25 protein-coding genes are annotated in these 23,873 nt (G+C 75.2%); 16 read left to right on the top strand and 9 right to left on the bottom strand.

The window, feature by feature from the left end:
* Positions 1-95: 95 nt before the first annotated feature.
* From PH191_RS08475 to PH191_RS08465, 3 genes are all read left to right on the top strand, one after another.
* Positions 96-569 (top strand): SRPBCC family protein, encoded by a 474-nt coding sequence (locus PH191_RS08475; RefSeq protein ID WP_274194180.1) that lies wholly within the window; start codon positions 96-98, stop codon positions 567-569.
* 82 nt (positions 570-651) lie between these two features.
* Positions 652-1,446 (top strand): DUF1990 family protein, encoded by a 795-nt coding sequence (locus tag PH191_RS08470; protein WP_274194179.1) that lies wholly within the window; start codon positions 652-654, stop codon positions 1,444-1,446.
* Positions 1,447-1,662: 216 nt separating this feature from the next.
* Positions 1,663-2,016 carry a hypothetical protein gene (locus PH191_RS08465; RefSeq protein ID WP_274194178.1) on the top strand — a complete coding sequence of 118 codons (354 nt, stop codon included), beginning with the start codon at positions 1,663-1,665 and terminating at the stop codon, positions 2,014-2,016.
* 196 nt (positions 2,017-2,212) lie between these two features.
* On the opposite strand, the gene PH191_RS08460 is transcribed toward PH191_RS08465, so the two are convergent.
* Positions 2,213-3,280 carry an endonuclease/exonuclease/phosphatase family protein gene (locus PH191_RS08460; RefSeq protein WP_274194177.1) on the bottom strand — a complete coding sequence of 356 codons (1,068 nt, stop codon included), beginning with the start codon at positions 3,278-3,280 and terminating at the stop codon, positions 2,213-2,215.
* 52 nt (positions 3,281-3,332) lie between these two features.
* The gene (locus PH191_RS08455) at positions 3,333-4,868 is read right to left on the bottom strand and encodes a heparin lyase I family protein (RefSeq protein WP_274194176.1); all 1,536 of its coding nucleotides are present in this window, start codon (positions 4,866-4,868) and stop codon (positions 3,333-3,335) included.
* A 538-nt stretch (positions 4,869-5,406) separates the two neighbouring features.
* Here PH191_RS08455 and PH191_RS08450 point away from each other — a divergent pair.
* Both PH191_RS08450 and PH191_RS08445 read left to right on the top strand, forming a co-directional pair.
* Positions 5,407-6,321, top strand: a complete 915-nt coding sequence (locus PH191_RS08450) for a hypothetical protein (protein WP_274194175.1) — start codon at positions 5,407-5,409, stop codon at positions 6,319-6,321.
* Between the two features lie 142 nt (positions 6,322-6,463).
* Complete coding sequence (locus PH191_RS08445) at positions 6,464-7,270, top strand: SCO4651 family lipoprotein (RefSeq protein ID WP_274194174.1); 807 nt, start codon at positions 6,464-6,466, stop codon at positions 7,268-7,270.
* 81 nt (positions 7,271-7,351) lie between these two features.
* On the opposite strand, the gene PH191_RS08440 is transcribed toward PH191_RS08445, so the two are convergent.
* The 3 genes from PH191_RS08440 to PH191_RS08430 all read right to left on the bottom strand — a co-directional run bounded on the left by PH191_RS08440 (position 7,352) and on the right by PH191_RS08430 (position 10,208).
* A complete protein-coding gene (locus PH191_RS08440; protein ID WP_274194173.1) occupies positions 7,352-7,870 on the bottom strand; it encodes a hypothetical protein in 519 nt (172 codons plus the stop codon).
* Positions 7,871-8,077: 207 nt separating this feature from the next.
* Entirely contained in the window at positions 8,078-9,592 is a 1,515-nt protein-coding gene (locus tag PH191_RS08435; RefSeq protein ID WP_274194172.1) for a phospholipase effector Tle1 domain-containing protein, read from the bottom strand.
* Positions 9,593-9,632: 40 nt separating this feature from the next.
* Positions 9,633-10,208, bottom strand: a complete 576-nt coding sequence (locus PH191_RS08430; protein WP_274194171.1) for a TetR/AcrR family transcriptional regulator — start codon at positions 10,206-10,208, stop codon at positions 9,633-9,635.
* Between the two features lie 139 nt (positions 10,209-10,347).
* Between PH191_RS08430 and PH191_RS08425 the strand changes: the two genes are divergently transcribed.
* Positions 10,348-12,384, top strand: coding sequence for an acyltransferase family protein (locus PH191_RS08425; protein ID WP_274194170.1), 2,037 nt, complete (start codon positions 10,348-10,350; stop codon positions 12,382-12,384).
* 10 nt (positions 12,385-12,394) lie between these two features.
* Here the strand turns inward: PH191_RS08425 and PH191_RS08420 are convergent, their stop codons facing one another.
* On the bottom strand, positions 12,395-12,556 hold the full coding sequence (locus tag PH191_RS08420) for a hypothetical protein (RefSeq protein WP_274194169.1): 162 nt from the start codon (positions 12,554-12,556) through the stop codon (positions 12,395-12,397).
* 202 nt (positions 12,557-12,758) lie between these two features.
* Here PH191_RS08420 and PH191_RS08415 point away from each other — a divergent pair, with 202 nt between their 5' ends.
* Together PH191_RS08415 and PH191_RS08410 are read left to right on the top strand one after the other, a co-directional pair.
* Entirely contained in the window at positions 12,759-12,923 is a 165-nt protein-coding gene (locus PH191_RS08415) for a hypothetical protein (protein WP_274194168.1), read from the top strand.
* Between the two features lie 63 nt (positions 12,924-12,986).
* The gene (locus tag PH191_RS08410) at positions 12,987-14,084 is read left to right on the top strand and encodes a C39 family peptidase (RefSeq protein WP_274194167.1); all 1,098 of its coding nucleotides are present in this window, start codon (positions 12,987-12,989) and stop codon (positions 14,082-14,084) included.
* A 20-nt stretch (positions 14,085-14,104) separates the two neighbouring features.
* Here the strand turns inward: PH191_RS08410 and PH191_RS08405 are convergent, their stop codons facing one another.
* Positions 14,105-14,725, bottom strand: coding sequence for a hypothetical protein (locus PH191_RS08405; RefSeq protein ID WP_274194166.1), 621 nt, complete (start codon positions 14,723-14,725; stop codon positions 14,105-14,107).
* Between the two features lie 295 nt (positions 14,726-15,020).
* Here PH191_RS08405 and PH191_RS08400 point away from each other — a divergent pair, with 295 nt between their 5' ends.
* Together PH191_RS08400 and PH191_RS08395 are read left to right on the top strand one after the other, a co-directional pair.
* Positions 15,021-15,374, top strand: coding sequence for a VOC family protein (locus tag PH191_RS08400; RefSeq protein WP_274194165.1), 354 nt, complete (start codon positions 15,021-15,023; stop codon positions 15,372-15,374).
* 135 nt (positions 15,375-15,509) lie between these two features.
* Complete coding sequence (locus PH191_RS08395) at positions 15,510-16,595, top strand: GNAT family N-acetyltransferase (protein ID WP_274194164.1); 1,086 nt, start codon at positions 15,510-15,512, stop codon at positions 16,593-16,595.
* Between the two features lie 4 nt (positions 16,596-16,599).
* On the opposite strand, the gene PH191_RS08390 is transcribed toward PH191_RS08395, so the two are convergent.
* Positions 16,600-17,853 (bottom strand): cytochrome P450, encoded by a 1,254-nt coding sequence (locus PH191_RS08390; protein WP_274194163.1) that lies wholly within the window; start codon positions 17,851-17,853, stop codon positions 16,600-16,602.
* A 2-nt stretch (positions 17,854-17,855) separates the two neighbouring features.
* Complete coding sequence (locus PH191_RS08385; protein ID WP_274194162.1) at positions 17,856-18,515, bottom strand: LuxR C-terminal-related transcriptional regulator; 660 nt, start codon at positions 18,513-18,515, stop codon at positions 17,856-17,858.
* 279 nt (positions 18,516-18,794) lie between these two features.
* Here PH191_RS08385 and PH191_RS08380 point away from each other — a divergent pair, with 279 nt between their 5' ends.
* From PH191_RS08380 to PH191_RS08355, 6 genes are all read left to right on the top strand, one after another.
* Complete coding sequence (locus PH191_RS08380) at positions 18,795-19,550, top strand: LuxR family transcriptional regulator (protein WP_274194161.1); 756 nt, start codon at positions 18,795-18,797, stop codon at positions 19,548-19,550.
* Between the two features lie 147 nt (positions 19,551-19,697).
* Complete coding sequence (locus PH191_RS08375) at positions 19,698-20,576, top strand: glycosyltransferase family 2 protein (RefSeq protein WP_274194160.1); 879 nt, start codon at positions 19,698-19,700, stop codon at positions 20,574-20,576.
* 1 nt (position 20,577) lies between these two features.
* Positions 20,578-21,003, top strand: a complete 426-nt coding sequence (locus PH191_RS08370; RefSeq protein ID WP_274194159.1) for a hypothetical protein — start codon at positions 20,578-20,580, stop codon at positions 21,001-21,003.
* Positions 21,000-22,106 carry a GNAT family N-acetyltransferase gene (locus tag PH191_RS08365; RefSeq protein ID WP_274194158.1) on the top strand — a complete coding sequence of 369 codons (1,107 nt, stop codon included), beginning with the start codon at positions 21,000-21,002 and terminating at the stop codon, positions 22,104-22,106. Before PH191_RS08370 ends, PH191_RS08365 begins: the two co-directional genes overlap by 4 nt.
* Positions 22,103-23,029 carry a glycosyltransferase family 2 protein gene (locus PH191_RS08360; RefSeq protein WP_274194157.1) on the top strand — a complete coding sequence of 309 codons (927 nt, stop codon included), beginning with the start codon at positions 22,103-22,105 and terminating at the stop codon, positions 23,027-23,029. Before PH191_RS08365 ends, PH191_RS08360 begins: the two co-directional genes overlap by 4 nt.
* On the top strand, positions 23,029-23,832 hold the full coding sequence (locus PH191_RS08355) for a polysaccharide deacetylase family protein (protein WP_274194156.1): 804 nt from the start codon (positions 23,029-23,031) through the stop codon (positions 23,830-23,832). Before PH191_RS08360 ends, PH191_RS08355 begins: the two co-directional genes overlap by 1 nt.
* Positions 23,833-23,873: the final 41 nt, after the last annotated feature.

Genomic DNA, 23,873 nt, shown 5'->3' with positions numbered 1-23,873 from the left:
GGCCGGGGGTGGCCCGGGCACCGGGCCCCGCCTACCGTGGGTGGACGTTGGGGCGGCCGCGGGCCGCGTGCCGAGTCTCATCGGAGAGGCGAGCCATGCGCTGCGAGATCGCGGTCGACATCGACACCTGCCCGGACCACGTCTGGGCCGTGCTCACCGACGTGACGCGCTGGCCGCGGTGGACCTCCGCGGTCCGTGACGCGACCCTCGTCGGTGGCGGCGCCCTGACGCTCCACGGCGTGGTGCGCCTGCGCGCCCCGCGCCTGCCCGAGCGCGTCTGGCGCGTGTCCGAGTTCCACCCCCGCCGGCGCCGTATCACGCTGAGCGACGACGGCCTCGGCGCGCGGGCGAGCGTGCGCTTCGCCCTCGCCGCCCCCGACGGCGACGGCGCCCGCACGCGCGTCACCGTGGTCCACCAGCGCGCCGGCTGGGTCGGCGGCACGGTCGCGTGGATCACTGCGCGCACGATCGAGGCGCACCTGCAGACCCTCGCCCGGGACCTCAAGAAGCACTGCGAGACCCGTCGCCGCGCGGGCGACGCGGCGCGCGTCGCCAGCACGGTGTCCTGACGTCCCGACCTCGTCCGACCCCGGTGACGTGACGTCGGCGGCGTCGGGGGAGGACGGCGCTGTTCCGGGGTACGCAGGGCCCATGACGGCCACCCCCACGACGCCTGTGCCGGCCCCTGAGCTCTCCCTCGGCACCTCCGCCTGGATCCCCGGGCCGCGCCAGGTGCTGCGCGAGGCCCTCATGCTGACCCGCCTCCCGCGCGGCGTCGCGGGTGTCCTCTGGCGCTGCGTGCGCCCGGACGTCGCGGTGCACGTCGTCGAGGAGATCGGCGACCACCGGGACCTGCCGCCGCGCATGACCGACGCCACCGACCGCGACCAGCCCCTCGAGGCGGGGTACGGGCCGGCGCTGCACCGCGAGTTCCGGGTGCGCGTCGACGGCGCGCAGCGCGGCGCGGTCGAGCTCGTCGACGCCCTCGCCCGGAACATGAACCGCGCGGTGGTGCCCGGCGTCGCCCGCTTCGACTACGTCGCGGCGAGCGGGGCGATGGCGGTCGGCGAGGAGCTCGTCGTGCGCATGCCCGGGCCGTGGGACGGGCCGGTGCGGGTGCTGCGCCGCGATCCGACGTCGTTCCTGCTCGGGACGCTGACCGGGCACCTCGAGGCCGGCCAGATCGAGTTCGCGGCCCGCGACCTCGTCGACGGCGACCTCGAGTTCGCGATCACCACCTGGGCCCGCGCGGGCGACCCCGTCGCCGACGTGCTCTACAGCCGCCTCGGGCTGGCCAAGCAGATCCAGTACCTGCTGTGGGTCGAGTTCTGCGCGCGCGCCGCGGCCCTGGCCGGTGGGCGCACCCCGGGCGGTGTGACGGTGCGGACCCGGACCGTCGCCTGGCCCGACGAGTCTTCCCCCCAGATTTCTCCGGAGACGGTGTAACGACCGGCGGACCCGGCACGACATCCCGGGTGCCCCGTGCGGCCACCGGACCCCCGACCCGGTGGCCGCACGGGGCTTCGTCGTGTCCGGGGTCGTTGCCGGGCCCCTCACCGGTCCGTGAGCGACCTCTCCCGCCCGTGTGACTCGTGATCACTCAGGGACACGCGGGGACGATGTGACACCGGACGATCCCTCGGTGGACGTACCCTCGTCCGCGTGGACGACGACGCGAGGGTGACGACGGCGATCGTCGGCCTGCTCATCGCGTTCTGCGCCGTGCTCCTCGCCAAGTGGCTCGCGGTGGTCGCCCTCGCCGCGCTCCTGCTCGTGGTGATCCTGCGCTTCGCGCTGCGTCGGGTGGTCCGCTCGGTGCGCGGCCGGCGCTCGCCCGCCGTGCTCGCGGTCGTCGAGCCCGACCCCGGCCCCGTCACCGGGCCCCAGCGCGTGGTCGTACCGATGCCCGACTGCTCCTGGTGCGGGCTCGTCGGCGGTCACCGCGACCTGCGCGGTGAGCCCGTGCGCCCGCGGCACGCCCACGCGATGCCGGCGCCGGCGCGGCACGCGTCCTGAGCCGGGCCTCCTGAGCCCAGGGCCTGGTTGACGAGCCTCGAAGCGTGCTCGGCGCGCGTGACGACCTGTCGCGGCCGGTCGGTGTCGCGGCAGGTGATGCCTGTGCTGGCGATGCTTCGGTTCTCGAAGCGTCCTCAGCGCCGGTCCGACCCTCGGGCCCGGGTGATAGGTGCCTTTGCTCCTGGAGCCCGGCCTCTCAGAGCCGCAGGTGCACGAGCAGGGCGCGGTGGTCCGAGCCCGGCACGTCGAGCACCGTCACGTCGCGGGCCCGCGGGCCGCCGCTGGTCAGCACGTGGTCGATCTGCGCGCCGACGACTCGGGGCCATCCCGCGTTCCAGGTCGAGGTCAGGCTCTCGCCGCGCTCGGTGGCGGCGTCGGCGCACCCCCGGGTGCCCGAGCGGAACGCGGAGTGGTCCGGCGTGGCGTTGAGGTCGCCGACGACGAGCGACCCGCCACCCGGCCGGGAGCACCACCGCTGCAGCAGCTCGAGCTCGCCGGGCCAGTAGCCGATCCACCCCGGCACGATCGAGACGACGTGCACCGCGCCGAGGTGCACCGGGCCGAGGATCCCGCCGGTGACCTCGGCCCACGGATAGCGGGTGTCCGTCGGGGTGCCGGGGGCGTCGGAGATCGTCCGGGCGGTGACGTCGCCGGCGCGCGGTGACGCGAGGACGACGATGCCCCGGACGTCGGCGGCACGCGCCGGCACGTTGGTCCACGACCGGTAGCCGGGCACCAGGGCCGCGATCCGCGCGCGGAAGCGCTCGCCGGCCTCGGGCAGCACGACGAGGTCGGGTCGCTCGCGGCGGATCACCTCGGCGAGGGCGTCGACGTCGGCCTGGCCCTCGAAGGCGTTGAACGACAGCACGGTCAGCGGGGTGCCGCCGGGTGGGGGCGGCTCGTCGGCGATCGCGCGGGGGACGACGAACGCCGCGGCCAGGGCGACGACCACCGCCACGCCGGCGAGTCCGACGGCACCGACCCGCCCCCGGGGCCGCCGACGGGGCCGACGGAGGCGCACCACCAGCGCGAGCACCACGCCCGCCGCCGCGAGCACCGTGAGCAGGGGCCGCAGGGCCGCGAACACGGCGAACGGCAGGTGGTGGTCCAGACCGACCAGGTCGGGCAGGAGCACCAGGGCGGCGAGCAGCACCGGGACGACCGCGAGAGCCGCCGCCGCCACCGCCCGGCGCCACCCGCGCCGCGGCGCGCCCGGCGCCGGCTCGGGGCGTCCCCGCACCAGGTCGGGGACGCGGCTGGGCATCGAGCCAGGTTAGGGGCCCGGGGTGCCGGTCGCGCGTGAGGCCGGGCCCGAGCTAGTCCCGGGCGCGCGGCCCGATGCCGCCGATCCCCGCGGCGGTCCGACCGATCTTGAGGTCGGTGACGATGATCGAGCCGCCCTCGCGGATGGCCTGCGCGCGGTACATGCCCATCTTCAGGTAGGCCGCGTGCGTGCTCATCGTCCCGTCACGCGGGCTCCAGTTCGTGACGCCGGTGGGACGGCCGTCCCGCCACACCGTCACCGAGCCCTCGCTCGGGTCCTGCGCGAACGTGATCTTCATCGTCAGGTCGATCCGCTGGCCCGGCGACACCGGCCCGATCGCCTGCATGTCGTCGCCCTCGCTGACCATGTAGAGCTGTCCGCGGGTGACCTGGAGCGCGAGCGGCGGCGACCCGTTGGGCGACGTGTGGTGCCACTGCAGGATCACCTGCCAGTTGCCCGTGTCCGTGGGGAAGTCGTCGGAGAGCTGCGCGGTGTAGCGGACGAACTGCTGGTCGCCATCGACCGGCTCGGTGCCCGGGCCCTGCGGCAGCACCTCGCTGCGCTTGCCGCCGGGGCCGAGGGAGAACTGCCAGGCCTGACGGTCCGGGTCGTCCGGGTTCGCGACGATCCGTGGGCGGGGTCCGTTCTCGACCAGCCCGTCGTTGGCGCTGTTGTCGAACAGGTCGGAGAACGCCCCGGACGCAGCGTCGAACAGGGCGCCGATCACGGGCTGCGGCCCCTCGCTGGCCGGGGTGGTGGACACCGCGGGCGGCGTCACCGGCACCACGGGCAGGGCCGACGACGACGAGGCGTCCGGGCTGCTCGGCACGACCGGGGAGAACAGGCCCGCGGGCGCCGCCGACGACGGGGCCGCCTCGAGCGGGGCGGACGTCGACACCGGCGAGCCGGGCGTGGTCAGCGCGAAGAGCGCGGCCACCCCGCCGCCGCCGATCAGACCGATCGTGGCGCGCAGGGGGAGGCCCCGACGGCGCGCGGACGTCTCAACGGTCCCGCCCGCCGCGCTCCCGGGGGCCGTGGTCGGCGACGCGGTCGTGGTCGGCGCGGCGGTGGCGACCCGGGAGGTCGGGGCGGCGTGGCGCCCGCTCGGCGGCCCGAGCACGGTGACGGTGTCGGGCGCGGCCGGGGCGTCGAGCGCGGCGTGCCTGCCGGTCGACGTGGGCGAGGTCAGCGCGGTCACCGCCGTCGCCGCGGTCGACGCGGGGGCCGCGGTCGCGACGACGTGGGTGGTCGCGGCCTCGGCAGGGTCGACCTGCGCCGTGGGTGCGTGGGCGGTCGTGGCGAGCGCGATCGGGGTCGTGGGGTCGTCGTCGCCGGCGGGGCCGGGAGCGTCGGCGGCGTCACGGTGCGCCGCGCGGTGACGGGTGCCGCCGGTCGTCGGCGCCACGAACGGCGCAGTGCCGGGGGCGCGCCGGTGACGCGGGCGGCCGTCGTCCTCCGTGCGGTCGGTGCCGGGCACACTGCCGGGGGCGCTACCGGGAACGCGGAGGCCACGGTGGGCGCGGCGGCTGCGTGGTCCGCGTCGGCCGTCGCCGGACGAGGGGTCGGCGTGGGTCACCACGTCGGTCATCGAGGGCGTCTCCCGGGTCGGTCCGGGCGGGCGTCTCGCGCCCACCGCGCGGCCGTGCGGATCGTGCTCATGTGCGAACAGATTGTCACCCGACCGAGGCCTCAAGGTGCTTCCGAGCGTGTCCTTGGGCCGAACGGCGTGCCCCTCGCGGCGGATGGCTGCTCCATCCTGCCTGCACACGCCCTCAAACTCGGTCGGTCGACCCCCGGGGCCGCCACCCGCGCCGATCTCGGTCCGGTCACGGGGTGGTGTCGGCCCGGCGTCGACGACCGGTCCGACGGACGGCGCCGGCCTCGCAGCGACATCACACGGACCCGCGCCACGACCCGTTCGGCGCGCGTCCCGGGCGGGTCGTCGCCGGCGGTCCGTCCGTTCTGTCGGAGATGAGGGGAGCGCGGTCGGCACCACCGCTCGCCGTGCTCCGAACGGGTGAGCGACTCGGCCGGTCGTCGCGCGTCGACGGCGCGTGGGCGGCGCTCTCCTCAGGCTCTCTCAGGTTCGCGGTGTGTGCCCGGCCGATTCCCTAGCGTTCCCGGCGATGAACACGACGACCACACCGGAGCGCCCCGCCACGGGGTCGGGTCCGGGCACCACGGCAGGCCCCCGTGGTCGCGACGGTGCCGGCCTGCTGCGGATCGGGCTCCACCTGATGCTGGCGGCCCTGCCGCTGCTGGCGATCTCCGCCCACGTGTTCGGCGTCATCAGGATGCAGGACTCGGCCCCGGTCCTCGTCATCCCCCTGGCCGCCGCGATCGTCGCCCTCACCGTGCTCGCGCCGCACCGGGGTGATCGCGTCGTCGCCGACGGCATGCTCTGGGGCGTCGTCGGCTGCGCGATCTACGACGGCTTCCGGCTGACCACCGTCCACGTCTTCGGCTGGTGGGCCGACTTCATCCCGGTGATGGGCACCTGGATCACCGGCGACCCGGACGACCTGACCTCCGGCGCGGTCGTCGGCTACCTCTGGCGCTACATCGGCGACGGCGGCGGCATCGGCATCACGTTCTTCGCGATCGCCTCGGCGATGGGGCTGCAGAAGTGCTCGCGCCGGGTGGCGGTCCTGGCCGCCGTGGCGTTCTCGGTCTTCCCCGTGTGGGCCGGCCTGATCGCCACCGTCTGGATCGCGCCGCAGGGGCAGACCATGATGTTCCCGGTCACGGCGACGACGCTGACGCTCTCGCTCGTCGGCCACCTGATCTTCGGCTGGATCATGGGCCTCGGCTTCCACCGCTCCCGGGCGGTGCGCGAGTCCTGGCCCTGGGAGCCGCTCACCGGCAGCATGCCCGCCCTCCCGGCCGGCAACGTCCGGGCGGCCCGCCCGGCGCTCCTGCCCTCGCCGCGGACGCCGCACACGCCGCCGGCCGGGCAGGCGATCGACCCCGACACCTGGGAGCTCTGGCGCCAGCGCCTCGAGGAGAACTCCCGCGCGCGCCGCACCCGCAGCCTGCACTGACCTCGTCACACCCCGCTGTCACAGTCACATCCCCCACAGGCCCCGCTCCCCAGCGCCGCCCCGGCCCCGGCCCGCACCTCGCGGGTCGGGGCCGTCGCGGTGCGACGGCCAGAGACGGTGCCGGGACAGCGATACTGATCGGATGGCGAGCCGCTCCGGGGTCCTGGCCGTCCTCGCGCTCCTGCTCGCGCTGGTCGCGGGGTGCGGCAGCGAGGATCCGCTCACCGAGGTCCGCGACGCGGTCGGCCGCACCTACGAGGAGCGCACCGCGCGAGTGGCGTTCACGTCCCGCACCGGCCCGCCGGGCACGCCCGGCACCGAGGTGACGGGCAGCGGCGTCGCGGACCTCGTCGCGCGCAGCGCCGACACGACGGTCACGGTGCCCCTGCTCGGCGGCGGGACGCGGGTGCTGCTGGTCGGTGGGCAGCTCTACGCGCAGGTGCCGCCGACGATCGCGCTCCTGGTGCCCGGCGGGCGGCCGTGGGCGTCGATCGCGCTCGACCGGCTGGCGGCCGCGACGCTCGGTGGCCCGCTGCCACAGCTCGCGGGGACGCCGACCGACCCGCTGCAGCAGGTCGCCGCCCTGCAGGGCGTCACCGAGGCCCGTCTGGTGGGGCCGGAGCCGGTGGACGGGACGCCCACGACGCACTACGCCGCGACCGTGGACCTGCTCGCCACCCCCGCGGCGGCGGACCCGGCGCAGCGACCGGCGATCGACCGCCTCGTCGCGCAGATCGGCACGAACCGCCTGCCGACCGACTGCTGGGTCGACGAGCAGGGACTGCTGCGCCGCATCGTCCAGACCACCACGGCCCCCGAGCGCCCGGGCCGTCCCGCGACCTCGACCACGGTCACCGTGGACCTCACCGAGCACGGCCTGCCGGTGACGGTGGCACCGCCGCCCGCCGACCAGGTCACCGACATCGGAGCGCTCCTGCCGGCGGGCTGACCCGGCCGGAGGCGGACAGCAAGCGGCCCCGGTGACGTTTCGGGGACGTCACCGGGGCCGCGGGCTGTGCGGCGTCCTGGATCAGGACGCGGCGGGCACCATGGCCGGGATGTCGGTGACCGTGGGCGCCGGGGTGGCCGAGGACGCGGAGTGCTCGGACACCTCGGAGGTGGCCTCGGACTCCTCGGAGGTCGCCTCCGAGGTCGCCTGCTCGGTGGCCTCCTCGTCCTCCTCCTCGTCACCGGCGGACGGGAGCTGGCCGAGGATCTCGCTCGCCGGCGGGCAGACCGCGTCGTGCACCGGGGCGACGGCCTCGTTGCCGGCCTCGAGGGCCCGGGCGGTGGCGTTGCCCGTGGCGCCGTTGACGGTGGCGTCGAGCTGCTCGTTCGCCGGGTCGACGATCGGGATCTCGCAGTCGTCCTGGTGCTCGCTGCCGTGCTCGGCCTCGCCGTGCGAGCTCTCGTGGCCGTGGGACGAGGGCGCCTCGCCGGCGAACGCCATCCCGGTACCGCCGCCGATCAGGGCGAACGCGGCGGTGGCGGTGAACAGCCCGCGACCGGCGACGGCCGTCATCGAGCCGGTGCGGCGAGCAGAGTGCATGCCCATACGGAAGAACCCCTCGCGTCAGGTGGGAAGCGGTTGGCGGCGCACGAGGGCGAGCCCCGCGTGCCTCGGGGAACGTGACGCTGCGTTCCCATGAGCAGGACAACGAGTGAGGTCACGACTCGATAACGGTCGTGTCACGGACTCACTCGGACGAGGGACAACCGCAGCGCGACATGTCTCCACGGCCGGTGGAGGCCCTCGTCAGGGGAGGCGCGTCACCCACAGGGTCACCGCGCCGGCGTTGGAGAGGTAGCCGGTCCACGCGTCGTTGGCGAAGGCGTAGAGGTAGCCGCCGCGGCCCACGACGAGCTCGCGCCCGCCGGTGGGTCCGATCGGCAGGGTCGTGCCCTCGCGCACCGTGCCGTCGACGTCCACGACGTCGTCGGCCACCGTGACGACGAGCTCGAGCCACCGCGCCTCGGGGACCCGCCGGCTGCCGACGACGTCGCTGCGGGGGTTGCCGGTGACGCGCTCGATCAGGCGGCGCACCCCGTCGAGCGCGGTCCCCACCCCGTAGGCGGGCCACGAGGTGACCGGCCAGGGGGACGCCCCGGTGCCGGGGGAGGCGACGAGGTGGTCGCGCCAGCGACCGGACACCGCCAGCGCGTAGCGCCCCGGCACCACGTAGAGCCCGGTCTCCACCCACGGCTCGGCCGCCTCGACCGTGACCTCGGCCGTCTCGCCGGGCTCGAGCACGCGCCCCGGGCGGTACGGCGGGACGAGATCGCCCAGGAGATGACACTGCCGGCGGGCGACGGCCGAGGCGTGCACGTCCGGCGCGCCCTCGACGATCCGCGGGACGGCGCGCGGGCGGGGGCTCAGCACGCGCCACACGCCGTCGACGCCGTCGTCGAGGTCCGCGCACGGCCGGCCCGGGGGCAGCGGTGGGACGTCCTCGCGCCAGCGCGGGGCGACCGTGGCGTCGAGCTCCTCGACCATCCAGCGCAGCGCGCCGTCGGACAGCCCGGTCCCGGGCTTGCCGCCGCCGACGTCACCGTGTCCGCCGGGGAACCAGACCTGGGCGAAGGACGCGTGCCGACCGGCCGGCGGCGTCGGCCACGCCGAGGGCACGTACGGCCCGCGCCGCTCGTCGGCCGCCAGCCCCTGGCGGGCGTGCCGGACGTCCGGGGCCAGCTCGAGGTCGTGGAACGCGACGCCGGCCCGGCCGGTCAGGCCCGAGAGCAGCCCGAACGTGCGCGGGATCCCCAACGCGCCGACCGTGTCCCACACGCCGAGGAAGGCGACGGGGGCCCTGTCGTCGGGGCCGAAGCCGGGGTGGAAGGCGAGCCCGGCGCCGGACAGGTCGCCCTCGGCCCGGTAGCCCTCGGTGAACACACGCGCGACGACCGCGGTGCGCGCCGCGTCGTCCTGGTCGGGGGTGAAGGTCACCAGCCCGCACTGCGCGAGCATCCCCACGGTGCTGCGCACGGTGAACGCCCCGCGGCTGAAGCCGAGGAGCACGAGCTCGTCGCCGGGCCGGAACGTCTCGGCCAGCCAGCGGTAGACCTCGCGGACGTGCTCGCCGAGGTCGGTCCCGAGCGCCCCGTCGAGCACCCGGCGGACCGGCCCGCCGTCGGTGCCGACGCCCGGGAAGTAGCGCGGCAGCTGGTCGTCGGCGGTCGCGAGCCGTGCGTGGAGGCGCGCGACGTTGGTGTCGTCGGTGGCGGTGTTCCAGGTGCCGTCGCAGGAGACGACGAGACGCCGCGGCACGCTCACCCGATCAGTGTGGTGCCTCGTTGATCATCCGGCGAGGCGATCACTCGGCGAGGGCGCCCGCGAGCACGGTCTCGAGCAGGTCGGAGAGCTCGGTGGCGAGGTCGAACGGCGCGGGCTCGACGTCGATCCAGCGGATCACGGCCGAGAAGTAGCCGAGCGCCAGCATCCGGCCGATCTGGTCCGGGCCGGCGTGGGGGCGCAGGGCGACGCCCGAGTCGATGACGAACTCGGCGAGGTCGCGCCCGAGGGGATGGCTCACCAGCCAGTCGGTGTGACGCAGCCGCGGGGGCATCAGGGCGACCGTCTCGCGCCGGGTCTCGACGTTGAGGTCGGCCAGGGCCGCGAGGTAGCGGCCGAGGACCTCGCGCAGCGGCAGCGGGGCCGCGGGATCGTGCGCGAACGACGAGGCCGCGCGCTCGCGCCGCCGCAGGGCCCACTCGTCGAGGAACGCCATCTTGCGGGGGAAGTGGTTGAACACCGTGGTCCGCGAGAGGCCCGAGCGGGCGGCGACGTCGTTCATCGAGGTCTCGTCGAAGCCCTTCTCGACGATCAGCGCCACCGCGGCCTCGAAGACGCGGTCGTGGCGCTCGTGCCGCTTGCGGGTGCGTCTGGGCATCTCCGCGGTGTCCATCGCGCCCAGTAGAGCACGTGCCCCGGCCCGGCATCCGCACCTCACGGGCCGTGCGGGAGGCTGGTCACCGGCAGCGAGCGGGCTGCCGCAGGGTGTGACGGGGTGAGGACGAGGGGGAGCACGAGTGGCGGGTCTCGAGACCGTCGATCGCGCGCCGGGCACGACCCGCAGCGCGCGCCGTCCCGAGATCGAGGGGCTGCGGGGTCTCGCCGCCGTCCTCGTCGTCGTCTACCACGTCTGGATCGGGCGCGTCTCCGGCGGCGTCGACGTCTTCTTCCTGCTCTCGGGCTTCTTCATCCTCGGGATGACCGCGCGCAGCGCGATCCGGGGCGAGCGGGTCGCGCTCGCCACCACCTGGACCCGGCTGTTCTGGCGGCTGGTCCCCACCGCCGGGCTGGTCCTCGCCGTGAGCACGGCGGTCGCGGCCGTGCTGCTCCCGGCCTCGACGTGGTCGCGCAACCTGCACGAGCTGCTGGCCTCGGCGTTCTTCGTCGAGAACTGGCGCCTCGCGCTGGACTCGGTCGACTACTACGCCGACAACGGCGCCGCGAGCGTCGCCCAGCACTTCTGGTCGCTGTCGATCCAGGCGCAGTTCTACCTGCTGGCCCCGCTGCTGGTGCTCGCCGTGGCGCGGTGGGCCCGGTTCCGGGGTGCCGACGTGCGCGCCGCGCTGCTCGCGGCCCTCGCCGCCGTCGCGCTCGCGTCCTTCGTGCACTCGGTGACTGCCACCGCGTCCGACCAGGCCTTCGCCTACTTCGACGCCCGCACGCGCATCTGGGAGTTCGCCCTCGGCGGCGTCCTCGCCCTCGTGATCGACCGGGTGCGTCTGGGGAAGGCCGCCCGCGCCGTGCTCGGCTGGGTCGGCGTCGCCGGCCTCGTGACGTGCGGCGCGGTCCTCGACGTCGGCGCCGCCTTCCCCGGCCACCTCGCGCTGTGGCCGGTGCTGTCCGCGGTCGCGATCATCGTGGCGGGCCGCGCCGGGGGTGCCGACCGGCTGCTCTCCACGCGCGCCGCCCAGTACCTCGGAAAGATCAGCTTCCCGCTCTACCTGTGGCACTGGCCGGTGCTCGTCGTGTTCCTGGTGCTCGCCGGGCTCCCGAGCGCGGGGCCGCTCGGCGGGATGGTGGTCGTCGCGGTGTCGGTGGCGCTCGCGATCGCCACCCACCACCTCCTCGAGGAGCCGCTGCGCGGGGTCTCGCTCGCGCGGCTGGGCCGGGTGCGGGCGCCCGCGCTCGTGGCGGCCTGCCTGGTCCCGGCGCTGGTCGCGCTCGGCGTGTGGTCGGCCGTCGCGGCGGCCGGTGCGGGCGCGCCCGTCGCCCTCGGCGACCCCTCCCACCCGGGCGCCCTGGCCCTGGATCCCGGGGCGCTGTCGGCCGACCACGTCGTCGACGGCGACCCCGCCGCGCCGGTGGAGCCGTCGCTGGCGCGGCTGCAGGACGACTGGGCGGACTACCGGGACGGATGCGCCCCGGTGGCCGACCACCCCGTGCTCGAGGAGTGCGTGCCGGTCCGCGCCGAGGGCGAGCCGCAGCGCCGGGTCACCCTCGTCGGCGACTCCCACATGCAGCAGATCCTCCCGGCCCTCGAGCCGCTCGCGCGGGAGCAGCACTGGGAGGTGCGCACGCTCGTCCGCGCGCGCTGCCCGTTCTCGACCGCCTCGGAGACCGACCCGGGCGACGCCTCGTGCCTCGAGTGGAACGAGGCCGCGATCGAGCACCTCGCCGCCGCACCGCCGGACGCGGTGGTCGTCAGCGCGTCACGCGACGTCCGCCAGGGGCTCACCGAGCAGACCCCGGAGGGCTTCGTGGCCGCCTGGCAGCGCCTCGACGCCGCCGGCGTCCCCGTCGTCGCGGTGCGCGACAACCCGCGCTTCGACCACCGCCCCGCGGAGTGTCTCGAGGCGCTGGGGCGCGGTGCCCCCGACTGCGAGATCCCCCGCGGGGAGCTCCTGGCCGCGGACCCGCCGTACGCGCTCCTCGACGGCGTGCCGGACAACGTCGGGTTCCTCGACCTCAGCGACGAGATCTGCACCCCGACGACCTGCCCGCCCGAGATCGGCAACGTGCTCGTCTACCTCGACGACAACCACCTCACGGCCTCCTACAGCCGCACGCTGTCCACCGCCGTGAGCCGGCGGCTGCCGGGGCTCCTGGGCTGGTGAGTCCGGTCGGTCAGCCCGAGGGCTCCTCGCCCGAGCCGGCCAGGCCCTGCTCGTCGGGCTCGAGGTCGATGTCGAAGGCCGGCTCGACCTCCTCGGGGGCGGCGTCGGGCGCCGTGTCGGGGTTCTTCTCGTCGGGCTTCTTCTCGGTGGGGACCTTCGGGTCGCTGCTCATCACCGGGCTGCGTACCCCCGTCCCACCCCCGCGACGCCCGCTCGCGTGTCACGGGCGCGTGACGGCGCGGAGGTTGCGTCCGGCGCGGGAGACGACGCCCGTGACGTTGCCGACGGGCGCCGTCCGCCAACCACGACGGGGGACAGCCGTCTGGATCCGTGAGTGCCGGGACGTTCCCGGCGCTCTCGAAGAGGAGAGACGGATGTTCGTCATCGTGGCCGTGGTCGTCATCGGCGTGTTCTTCGTGACCGGTGCCCTGCTGGGCGTCAGCGTCGCGCAGAACCAGGCGTCGGACCGTGCCCGTCGCACCGCCCGCGACCGGCACATCTCGGCGATCCGCACCGACTCGCTCATCACGCAGGCCTGAGGGCCCCCAAGCCCTGAGAACCCGGCCCGGAACATCCCGCCCTCCCGGCGACGTCGGAGCGGCGTGGACTTCGACGCGGGACACCCGGCCGTGCAGGACGAGCCCGGCGACGTCTTCACCGACCTCGACGGCGACGGGCTGGTCGACGTCACGGCGGTGGACACCGACGGCGACGGCGTGCTCGACCTCGCGTGGACCGACGCGGACGGCGACGGGCTGGTCGCCGACGACGAGGTCCACCCGGTCTCCGACGGCGGCCGGTCGACCGACTGGTACCGCCACGAGGACAACTTCCGGGACGGGGCCCTGCCCGCGGACGCCTCGGCGGCCCGCGAGGACCACGGCATGCACGGCGACCCCGAGCAGGCCTCGTCGTACTGGTACGCGCAGTCGGTCAACGGCTACTGCGTGCCGGCGGCGGTCGCGCAGGTCGTGGGCGAGTGGCAGCGCACCAACGTCGGCGAGGGCGAGGTCGTGGCCCGCGCGGTCGAGCACGGCTGGCTCACCACCACCGACACCGACGGCGACGGGGCCCCGGACGACGCGTCGGGCATGACGTCGTCGGACGGCGAGGCACTGCTCGAGAGCTACGGCATCCCCGCGACCACCACGCACGGGAGCCTGAAGGACCTCGAGCTCCTGCTCGACCGGGATCGCGACATCATCGCCTACGTCGACTCCGACGAGGTCTGGTACGGCGCGGAGGACGACCCCTCCGACGGCGGCTCCGACGCGAACCACGCCGTCGTGGTGACGGGGATCGACGACGAGAACGTGTACCTCGCCGACCCCGGCGACCCGAGCGGCGCGATCTCGGTGGTGCCGCGGGAGACCTTCGAGGACGCGTGGTCGGACTCGGGCCACGAGATGCTCGTGACCGACACCGCCCCGCCGCAGACCGCGCCCGCCGACAACGCCCCGGAGCACCGGCTCCCGCCCGGGGACCGTCCGGACGCGGCGTCCGGTACCTCGCCGACGGACGTGTCGAAGCCCGCGATCGGCGACGGCCGCGGCCTGCTCTCGGCGGGCTCGACCGGCGTGGTGCTCCTGCCGATCGTGCTGCGCGACGTCGCGGTCGCGACCGCCGGCGTCTCCGCCCTGCTCGCCGCCGCCGGCATCGTCCGTCGCCGCCGCCCACGTGAGCGAAGTTCCCGGCTATAGCCGGGAACTTCGCTCACGGGTCAGGAGCCGCAGGTCGTGGCGACGGTCTGGGCGACGCGGGTGGTGACCGTGCCGTAGTCCTCGGTCGAGCCGTCGCGCAGCCAGCCGAGGATGTCGTCCGAGCCGGCGACGAAGGCGTCGTGCTCGGGCGAGGTGGCGCCGTAGGTCGCGGCGAGCGCGTCCCCACGGGCGTCGACGACCCCGGCCCACCCGTCGCTCGGCGTCTGCCCGAGCGAGGTGACGGTGTCGTCCAGGGCGTCGGCGACGATCGTGGCGCACTGGTGGGCGACGGTCGGGGAGACGGGGGCGCTCGCGGGGCTCGGTGCGCTCGCGGTCGTGGTGGCCACCGCGTCGACGAGCGACGGGAGCTGCGAGCCGATCCCGATCAGCGCGATCGCGGCACCCGCGACAGCGACGGCCAGCGGGGCGCGGGTCCCGGGGCGGGCGGTGCGCGGCGCCGTGCGGACGGCGCCGACGGTGCGGGCGGCCACCGCGCCGTGGGGCGGGGTGGGCACGCCGGTGACCGGGTGCGGGCGGTAGGACGTCGGCGCGGGGTAGCCGAGCCCGGCGGGCGGGGCGTCCTGCGGCACGAAGCGGTGGGCGGGCGCCGGGACGGGGCCCGGGACCGCTGCCGGCGTCACGAGGGTGTCCTCCCGCCGGTGGTGCTGCCCCATGATCGACCCCCGAACGGCCTAGCGCTCCAGCGGCCGGTCGGACGCTGTGTGCCCGGTTGTCGAAGCGTGTGCCGGAACCGTTAGCCCTCGGGCGCCCGGATCGGGCGGGTCCACCGGATGGGGTGAACCGAGGTGCTCCGGGTGGTGGCGGAGCGAGGGCGTCCCTGGGTGCGTGGGGCGCATCGAGGGCGTCCCTCGTTCCACACGGGGACGCACGCGAACATGACGCACCCTGTCAGGAACGGGTCCTAGCGTCCGCGGCATGTCCACGACACTCGCCATGATCAATCTCGACGGCCCCGACCCGCGGGCGCAGGCCACGTTCTACGGCGCCCTCCTCGGCTGGGACGTCGTCCACGCCGAGGACGAGTACGCGATGATCTCGGGCGAGGGCGCGCCCATCGGCTTCGGCCGCGTGCCGGGCTGGGTCGCGCCGCCGTGGCCGGACCCCGAGGGCACCAAGCGCTACCACCTCGACCTCGCGGTGGACGACCTCGACGCCGCCACCGACCGGGCCCGTGAGCTCGGCGCGTCGCTGCCCGACGACCAGCCGGGCGATCGGTGGCGGGTCCTCCTCGACCCCGTGGGCCACCCGTTCTGCCTCTGTCCGAGGTAGCGCCGGAGCCGGGGCCACCCGCACGGTGCTTACGTCGGGTGGTCCACTCGCACGACGTCACATGACCTTCACGTCCCTAGGCTTGCCGGGCACAGGGCCGGGGGTGGGGACCCCGGGCGACGTGGGGGCGACGACGTGCAGATCAGGGTGGTCCGTCCGGACGAGCTCGGCGCGTCCGACCTCGAGAGCTGGCGCGCCTTCCAGGGCTCCGGGGCGACGGCGCACCCGTTCCTCGCGCCGGAGTTCGTGCTGGCCGTGGGGCGGGTGCGCCCGCAGCTGCGCGTCGCGGTGCTGGAGGAGTCGGCCGGCATCGTCGGGTTCTTCCCCTTCGAGCGCGGGCCGCTGGGCTACGGCACCCCGCCCGCACCCGGGCTCACCGACGCGCACGGGCTGGTGCACGCTCCGGACGTCGAATGGGACCCCCAGCAGCTCCTGCGGGCGTGCGGGCTCTCGGTGTGGGAGTTCGACCACCTCGTCGACGGCCAGAAGCCGTTCGAGCGCTTCCAGGCGCTGCGCGTGCCGTCGCCGGTGATGGACCTCGGCGGCGGCTACGCGGCGTTCCGGGCGCACGTGCGCTCGCGGTCGAAGTCGTTCCTCTCCGAGCTGGAGCGCAAGGGCCGCGCGCTCGGGCGCGCCCACGGCGCCGTGACGTTCACGCTCGGCACCGCGGACCCGGACGGGCTGCGCCAGATCATGGAGTGGAAGTCGCAGCAGTACCAGCGCACCGGACGCAGTGACCGGTTCCGCGTCCCCTGGATCCGCGAGCTGCTCGAGTCGCTGCTGGACACGCGCACCGAGTCGTTCGCCGGCACGCTCTCGGTGCTCCGGGCCGGCGACACCCCGGTCGCCGGGCACTTCGGCCTGCGCAGCGGATCGTCGCTCGCCGGCTGGTTCCCGGCGTTCGACCTCGGGTTCCGCCACTACTCCCCGGGCCTGCTGCACCACCTGATGCTCGCCGAGCACGCCGCGGCCGACGGCATCGTCGAGATCGACATGGGGCGCGGCGCCAAGGGCTACAAGGACTGCTTCCGCAGCCGCGACCTGGTCGTCGCCGAGGGCCGGATCGTGCGTCGTGGCCCGTCCGCCGCGGTGCACTGGGCGCGCCGCGAGCCGGTGCGGCGGCTGCGCAACCGGGTGCTCGAGGACCCGCGCCTCTACGCCGCCGCCGACAGGGTCCTCAAACGAGCCGCGTCGGTGCGCGCGAGGGTCGTGCGCCCCTGAGGAGTCACACGGTGTACGGCAGCGCGACGATCCCGTGGTCGAACGACGAGCGCAGCGGCACCGCCGGCCCGGCCGCCCGCAGGTGGGGCAGGCGCGCGAGCACCGCCCGGAACAGGGCCCCCAGCTCGCGGCGGGCGAGGTGGGCGCCGAGGCAGAGGTGCGCGCCGGGCCCGCCGAAGCCGACGTGCGGGTTGGGCCGGCGCCCGACGTCGAAGGCGTCGGGGGCGTCGAAGACGTGCTCGTCCCGGTTGGCCGAGCCGTAGAACAGCACCACCTTGGACCCGGCCGGCAGCGGGTGGCCGCGCAGCTCGTGGTCGCGGGTCAGCGTGCGCCGGAACTGGATGATCGGGGAGCAGATCCGGACGATCTCCTCGATCGCGGTGCCCATCAGCGCGTCCGGGTCGGCCGCGAGCCGCTCGCGCTGCCCGGGGTTCTCCGAGAGCAGCACCAGCCCGTGCGACGCGGCGTTGCGCACGGTCTCGTTGCCCGCGACGAGGAGCAGGTCGAAGAACGACCCCAGCTCCCGCAGCGAGAGCCGCTCGCCGTCGACGTCGGCGGTGACCAGCGCCGACAGGATGTCGTCGCCCGGGTCGCGCCGGCGCTGCCTCCCGAGGCCCACGACGAACCGGCGCAGGTCGACGATCGCCCGCAGGTTCCCCAGCAGCAGCCGGGCCGTGGCGAGGCGGTGCATCTCCCCGCGCACCCCGGAGTACTCGGTCATGACGTCGATCCGCGAGAGGACGTACCCGCGTCGCTCACGCGGGATCCCGAGCATCGAGCAGATCACGTGGATCGGCAGCTCGCGGGCCGCGTCGGCCACGAAGTCGCCCGAGCCCCGGCGCTCCAGCCGGGCGACGATCTCGTCGACGATCTGCGCGATCTCGACGTCGAGGGCCTCGAGACGCCGGGGGGCGAACGCGCGGGACACGATCCGGCGCAGGCGGGCGTGCCGGGGGTCGTCCGTGTTCACCAGGGGACGGCCGAACACCATCGGGAGCCAGGGCGGCGGCTCGGGGCTCACCGCGGCCGGCTCGCTGGAGAACACGGCGGTGTGGCGGCTGGCCTCGAGCACGTCGGCGTGGCGCACCAGCGCGTGGAACCCGCCGCCGGGGCGCAGCAACGGCACCCGCGGCTCGGCGAAGAACACCGGACGGTCGAGGGCCCGCAGGTGGGCGAAGGCGGCGAGCCGCTCGGACTCGGGAGCCGCCCAGAACGCGAGATCGGTGAGGTCGGGGAGGGTGGCGGCGTCGGCGCGCACCGTCAGCCGGCCCGGGAGGGCAGCGCTCGACCGACGAGGAGGTCGTGGCGCACGGCGAGCGAGGCGGCCTCCAGCCGCGAGTGCACCCCGAGCTTCGAGAGCATCGACTGCACGTGGCTGCGGACCGTCAGGGTGGCGATGCCGAGGCGGCGCTCCATCTCGCGGGTGCTCACGCCCTCGACGAGCAGGGAGAGGCACTCGACCTCACGCTCGGTCAGCAACGACACCAGCCGCCGCGCGCGGGCCCCGGCCGGGTCCTGGTCCACGGGCGCGCGCGGGGCGCTGATCACGATCTCGCCGGCGGCCACCCGCCGCAGCGCCCGGAGCAGGGACTCGACCCCGTGACTGCGGTGCAGGTAGGCACGGGCGCCGGCGGCCAGGGCGGCGTCGATGGAGGAGCGCAGGTCGTCGGAGGTGAGCACCAGGACCGCGGAGCGCCCGGCCCCGGCGTCACGCAGGGCGCGGACGAACACGGCGACGTCGCGGTCGGCGTCGGCGAGGTGGTCGGCGATCACCAGGTCCGGCCGGCCCGCCGCCACGACGCCGACCAGCCCCTCCCGCGAGGCCGGCCCGAGCGTCACGGCGTGCCCGTGCCCGGTGAGCGTCGTCCCGAGCAGATCGGTGAGCAGCGTTCCGCGCCCACCTATCACCAGATCCATCATTCCCCCCGCAGGAACCTCCCTCGGCGCCCCAGCACACCGGCGGTGTGTTCAGCGTGACCACCCGATCGAGGTCGCGTCAAGCACGCGGAGTGACCGACATCCGGGTACCTTTCGCGGGCCGTGTAGGCCGTTCGGGGCAGGAGCGAAGCCTGTGCGGTCGTACAGCGGCGGAGGTTGCCTGACGGCCCGTCACAGAACGGTTCCGGTTCGGATTGCGGACGGTTTCTCCTCCATCTTGGGGACGACTGTGGCGCACGTCATGCCTAGCGTCCTCGGATCGTGCGTCCCGTCCAGGTGCTCGTCGTCGCGGACCGGCTGCTGCACGACCTGCTCGTCGCGCGGTGGTCGGGTGAGCCGTCGCTGACCGTCGTCGTGCCCGCGCGCGCCGACGAGGCCTGGGACGAGCTCGCGGCCCGGCGGGCCGACGTCGTCGTGCTCGACCTGGCGATCCGCCCGCCACGGTGGGAACGCGCCGTGGAGCTCCTCCGCGAGCGCCCGGTCGGGCCGCGCGTGGTGGTCCTCGCGGAGCCCGGCGACGACGACAGCGCGTGCGACGCGGCACGCGCCGGGGTCTCGGGCTGGCTGCCGTCCGGGGCGTCGGTCGAGGACCTCACCGAGACGGTCCGCCTCGTGCACGACGGCCACGGCATCTATCCGTCGCGGCTCCTCGCCACCGTCCTCGACGGGATGCGCCGCGACGTCGCGGAGGCCCGGCGCCCGACCGGGCGGCTCAGCGCGCTCACGGAGCGCGAGGTCGAGGTGCTGCGCGCCCTCGTCGAGGGGCTCTCCGCGCGCGACATCGCCGACCACCTCGATGTCGCGGTGAACACCGTCCGGACGCACACCCACCGAATCTTCCGGAAGCTCGGCGTGCACGGCCGGCTCGAGGCGGTCCGCATCGCCCGCGCCGAGAGGCTCGCCCCGCTCACGGAGGCCTCAGAGCTCTCGGGGGTCACAGCGGGCTCGACCCCGTCGCGGCCGGTGCGGCTGGTCCGGGAGCAGGAGGACGACGTGGGCCGGATCGTCGATCCCTGATGAATTCGTACTAGCTCGCCTGCTCCTCCGAAGCGATCCGGGGCCACGAGCCGAGTCGTAACGTCCCTGGTCCAGGGAATTCGCCTCCCTTCCGATGGAGGAATGTTGACCGTCCAGCGCAACGGGGACGTGGGGGAGGGACGTCGCGTGCCCCTCGTCCCGCCGCCCGTCACCGTGTTCCCCGAGGTCCCGGCGGCGCGGGTCGTTCCCCGACCGGCCGCGACCCGTCCGAACAAGGTCTCCCTGGTGGTCCCGGCCATGAACGAGGCCACCAACATCTCCTGGGTCCTCGCCCAGGTGCCCGGCTGCGTCGACGAGGTGGTGCTCGTCGACGGGCACTCGCGCGACGCGACCGTGATGCTCGCGCAGTCGGCGCGCCCCGACATCCAGGTCGTCGAGCAGTCCGGGCGGGGCAAGGGTGACGCGCTGCGCGAGGGCTTCCTGGCGGCCACCGGCGAGCACATCGTCATGATCGACGCCGACGGCAGCATGGCCCCCGAGGAGATCCCGCACTTCCTGCACTTCCTCGACAACGGCTACGACTTCGTCAAGGGCTCCCGCTTCATGGGCGGGGGCGGGTCCCGCGACATCACGCGCCTGCGCCGCGGGGGGAACCGCGTGCTGGTCGGCATGGTCAACCGGATGCACGACACGTTCCTGACCGACCTCTGCTACGGCTACGTCGCCTTCCACCGGCGCTGCCTGCCCTTCCTGGACCTCACCCGGCCCGGGTTCGAGGTGGAGACGTCGCTGACGGTCTCCGCGCTGCGGGCCGGCCTGCGGATCGCCGAGGTGCCGAGCATGGAGATGCCGCGGCGCTACGGGCGGTCGAACCTCCACGTCGTCCGCGACGGCACGCGCGTGCTGCGCACCCTGCTGCGCGAGCACGACCGCGGGCCCAGCGGCCTCGCCGTCCAGCGGCTGCGCCGCCTCGTCCACCACCGGGACGGCGCCGCCGCCGCCGTCGAGGACGCTCTCGACCCCACCCTCGAACCCACTGTCCGCGCGACCCCGGCGGGGTCGTGACGTGACCTCCGGCGCCGCCCCGCAGCCCCCCGTGCGGCCGGTGCACCGGGTGCGTCTCGCCCTGAGCCTCTCCGGCGCGGTGCTCGCCCTGGCGGTCGGCTGGTGGGCGACCGTCGTCCTCGCGGGCCGCAACCCGGTAGTGATCCCGATCGTCCTCCTGGTGGTGCCGGTCCTCGCCGTCGTCGTGCCGGCCCACCGCCTCGAGCCGGCGGCCCGCGTGGTCCTCGCCGTGGGCTGGGTGCTCGCCCTGAACACGGTGGTCGCCCAGCTGATGCTGTCGTTGTCCGTCTGGAACGTGCCCGTGGGCGTCCTGGTCGTGACGGGGATCAGCGTCGCGGTGTGGGTCGGCATCGAGCTCGCGACGTCGCGGGCCGACCGCGCCCCCGCGGATCGCACGGCCGCGACGGCCATCGAGGCGCAGCCGTGAGGGTCGACGTCGTCGGTCCCGACGAGCTCACGGCCGACGAGGTCGACCGCTGGCGCGTGCTCCAGACGAAGACGCCGCCGCTGCGCACCCCGTTCCTGTCCCCGGAGTTCACGCGCGTCGTCGGGGAGTTCCGGCCCCGGACACGGGTCGGGGTGCTCACCGACGGCGGGGAGATCGTCGGCTTCTTCCCCTTCGAGCGCGCCACGCTGGGCCGCGGGCTGCCCGTCGCGCCCGGTCTGAGCGACGCGCAGGGCCTGGTGCACGCGCCCGACGTCGACTGGGACGCCCGTGAGCTGGTGCGGTCCTGCGGTCTCTCGGTCTGGGAGTTCGACCACCTCGTCGCGGACCAGCGGCCTTTCGACGACTACCGGACCTCACAGGCCGCGTCCCCGGTGATCGACCTGACCGATGGCTTCGAGGCCTATCACCGGGCGGCCCGCGCGCGCTCGTCGCGGGTGCGCGACCTGCCACGACGGGCGCGCCGGCTGGAGCGCGACCACGGTCCGCTCCGGTTCGTGCTCGAGGCGGGCGACGACACGGCGGTCGCCGCCCTCGACACGGTGCTGGGCTGGAAGTCCGCGCAGTACCAGCGGACGGGGCGCTCGGACCGCTTCGCCCGGCCCTGGATCCGGGGTCTCGTGCACGAGCTGCTCGGCGAGCGCACCGGCCCGTTCCGCGGCTGTCTCTCGCTGCTCTACGCCGGCGACGAGCTGGTCGCGGGCCACTTCGGTCTGCGCGACCACGGCGTCGTCCCGACGTGGTTCCCGGCCTATTCCGCGCGCATGGCGAGGTACTCGCCCGGCCTCCTGCTGCACCTCGCGATGGCCCGGGCCGCGGCCGCCGACGGGGTGGAGCTGATCGACATGGGCCGCGGCGCCAAGACCTACAAGGACGAGCTCAAGTCCGGCGACACCACGGTCGCCGAGGGACGGGTTGCGCGCCCGGTTCCCACCGCGGCGCTGGCGTGGGCGCGCACCGCACCGGTCCGCTCGGTGCGTCGCGCCGTCGACCGGAGTCCGCAGCTGTACGGCGTCGCCGACCGGGTGCTGCGCGCCCGCGGTCGCTGGCGCCGTCCCGGCCAGGTGAACGGGGTGTCGGCATGAACCGGTCCGTCTCGGTGGTCATCTGCGCGTACACCGACGAGCGGTGGGACGACGTGCTCGCCGCGGTGTCGTCGGTGGCCGAGCACCAGACCGTCGCCCCGCACGAGGTGATCGTCGTCGTGGACCACAACCCCGCGCTGCGCGACCGCCTGACGGGCGCGCTCCCGGACGTCCTCGTGGTCGAGAACAGCCAGACCCGCGGCCTGTCCGGCGGCAAGAACACCGGCGTCGCGGCGTCCACCGGAGAGGTCGTCGCGTTCCTCGACGACGACGCCGTCGCCGGGGCGGACTGGGTGCGGACGTTCGCCGAGGGCTACGACGACCCCGACGTGCTCGGCGTCGGCGGGCTGACCCTGCCGCGGTGGGCCACGGCGCGCCCCGACTGGTTCCCCGAGGAGTTCGACTGGGTCGTGGGCTGCTCGTTCGTCGGCCGCGAGGTCGGCGCCGTACGCAACCTCCTGGGCGGCAACGCCTCGTTCCGCCGGGAGGCCTTCGGGATCGCCGGCGGGTTCCCGACCCACATCGGACGCACCTCCGCCCGGTCTCGCCCCCTGGGCTGCGAGGAGACCGAGTTCTGCATCCGCATCGCGTCGCACCGGCCCGGCGCACGCTTCGTGTACGACCCGCAGGCGGTGATCTGGCACCGGGTCCCGCCGGTGCGCGAGGGCTTCCGGTACTTCCGCGCGCGCTGCTACGCCGAGGGGCTGTCGAAGGCGATGGTCGCGCGCAGTGTCGGCGCCGCGGCCGGTCTCGCCGCGGAGCGCAGCTACGCGGCGGTGACGCTGCGCCGCGGCGTGGTCCGCGGCGTGATCCAGGCGTGGCGGGGGGACCGCGCCGGGCTGCGGCGGGCCGGGGCGATCACCGCCGGACTGCTCACCACCACCGCGGGCTACGCGGTCGGCTCGTGGCAGCGGAGCGCCTGATGACCGTGCCCGTCCTCATGTACCACGCGGTCGCCGCCGATCCGGCCGACGCGGCCCACGGCCTGTCGGTGCATCCCGACCGGTTCGACGCCCAGCTCGACCTGCTGGTCGCCGAGGGCTTCACCACGCTCACGTTCGGCGAGCTGGCCGCGATCCGGCGCGGGGAGACGACGGCTCCCGAGCGCCCGATCGTTCTGACCTTCGACGACGGGTACGCCGACTTCCACCGCGAGGCCCTCCCGCGGCTCGCGCGGGCCGGGGCGCGGGCGACGGTCTTCGTCACCACCGGCTGGCTCGACGACGCCGGCGCCGAGGCAGCCGGACGGCCGCTGGACCGGATGCTCTCGTGGTCGCAGGTCGAGGAGTGCGACGCGGCCGGCGTCGAGGTCGGCGCGCACAGCCACAGCCACGCCCAGCTCGACCAGCTGCCGGACGCCGCGCTGCGCGACGAACTCTCCCGCAGCCGGCGTCTCCTCGAGGAGCGGCTCGCGCACGACGTGCCGCACCTGGCCTACCCCTACGGGTACTCGAGCGCGCGGGTACGCCGCGCGGTGGCCGACGCCGGGTACCGGCTCGCGGCGGCCGTCGGCAACCTCGCGGCAGCGCCGGGCTCCGACGGCTACGCGCTGCCGCGCCTGACCGTCGCGCGGGGCACCGACCTGGACACCTTCGGGCGCGTGGTCCGCGGGGAGGAGCACACACGCATCTACTGGAAGCAGCGCACCCTCACCGCCGGGTACCTGGTCGTGCGCCGCGGGCGGTCGGCGCTGTCGTCGGTCTCATCGCTGCGGCGTCTCCCGTGACGGCGGTCTCGGCGCGCCCGACGCACCCCACCACCGAGCGT

It is taken from the genome of Actinomycetospora callitridis (genome assembly GCF_028737265.1).
In the GTDB taxonomy this organism is placed as follows: Bacteria; Actinomycetota; Actinomycetes; order Mycobacteriales; family Pseudonocardiaceae; genus Actinomycetospora; species Actinomycetospora callitridis.
The sequence above is the reverse complement of the archived record's forward strand: the minus strand, read 5'-3'. Positions and strand labels throughout refer to the sequence as shown.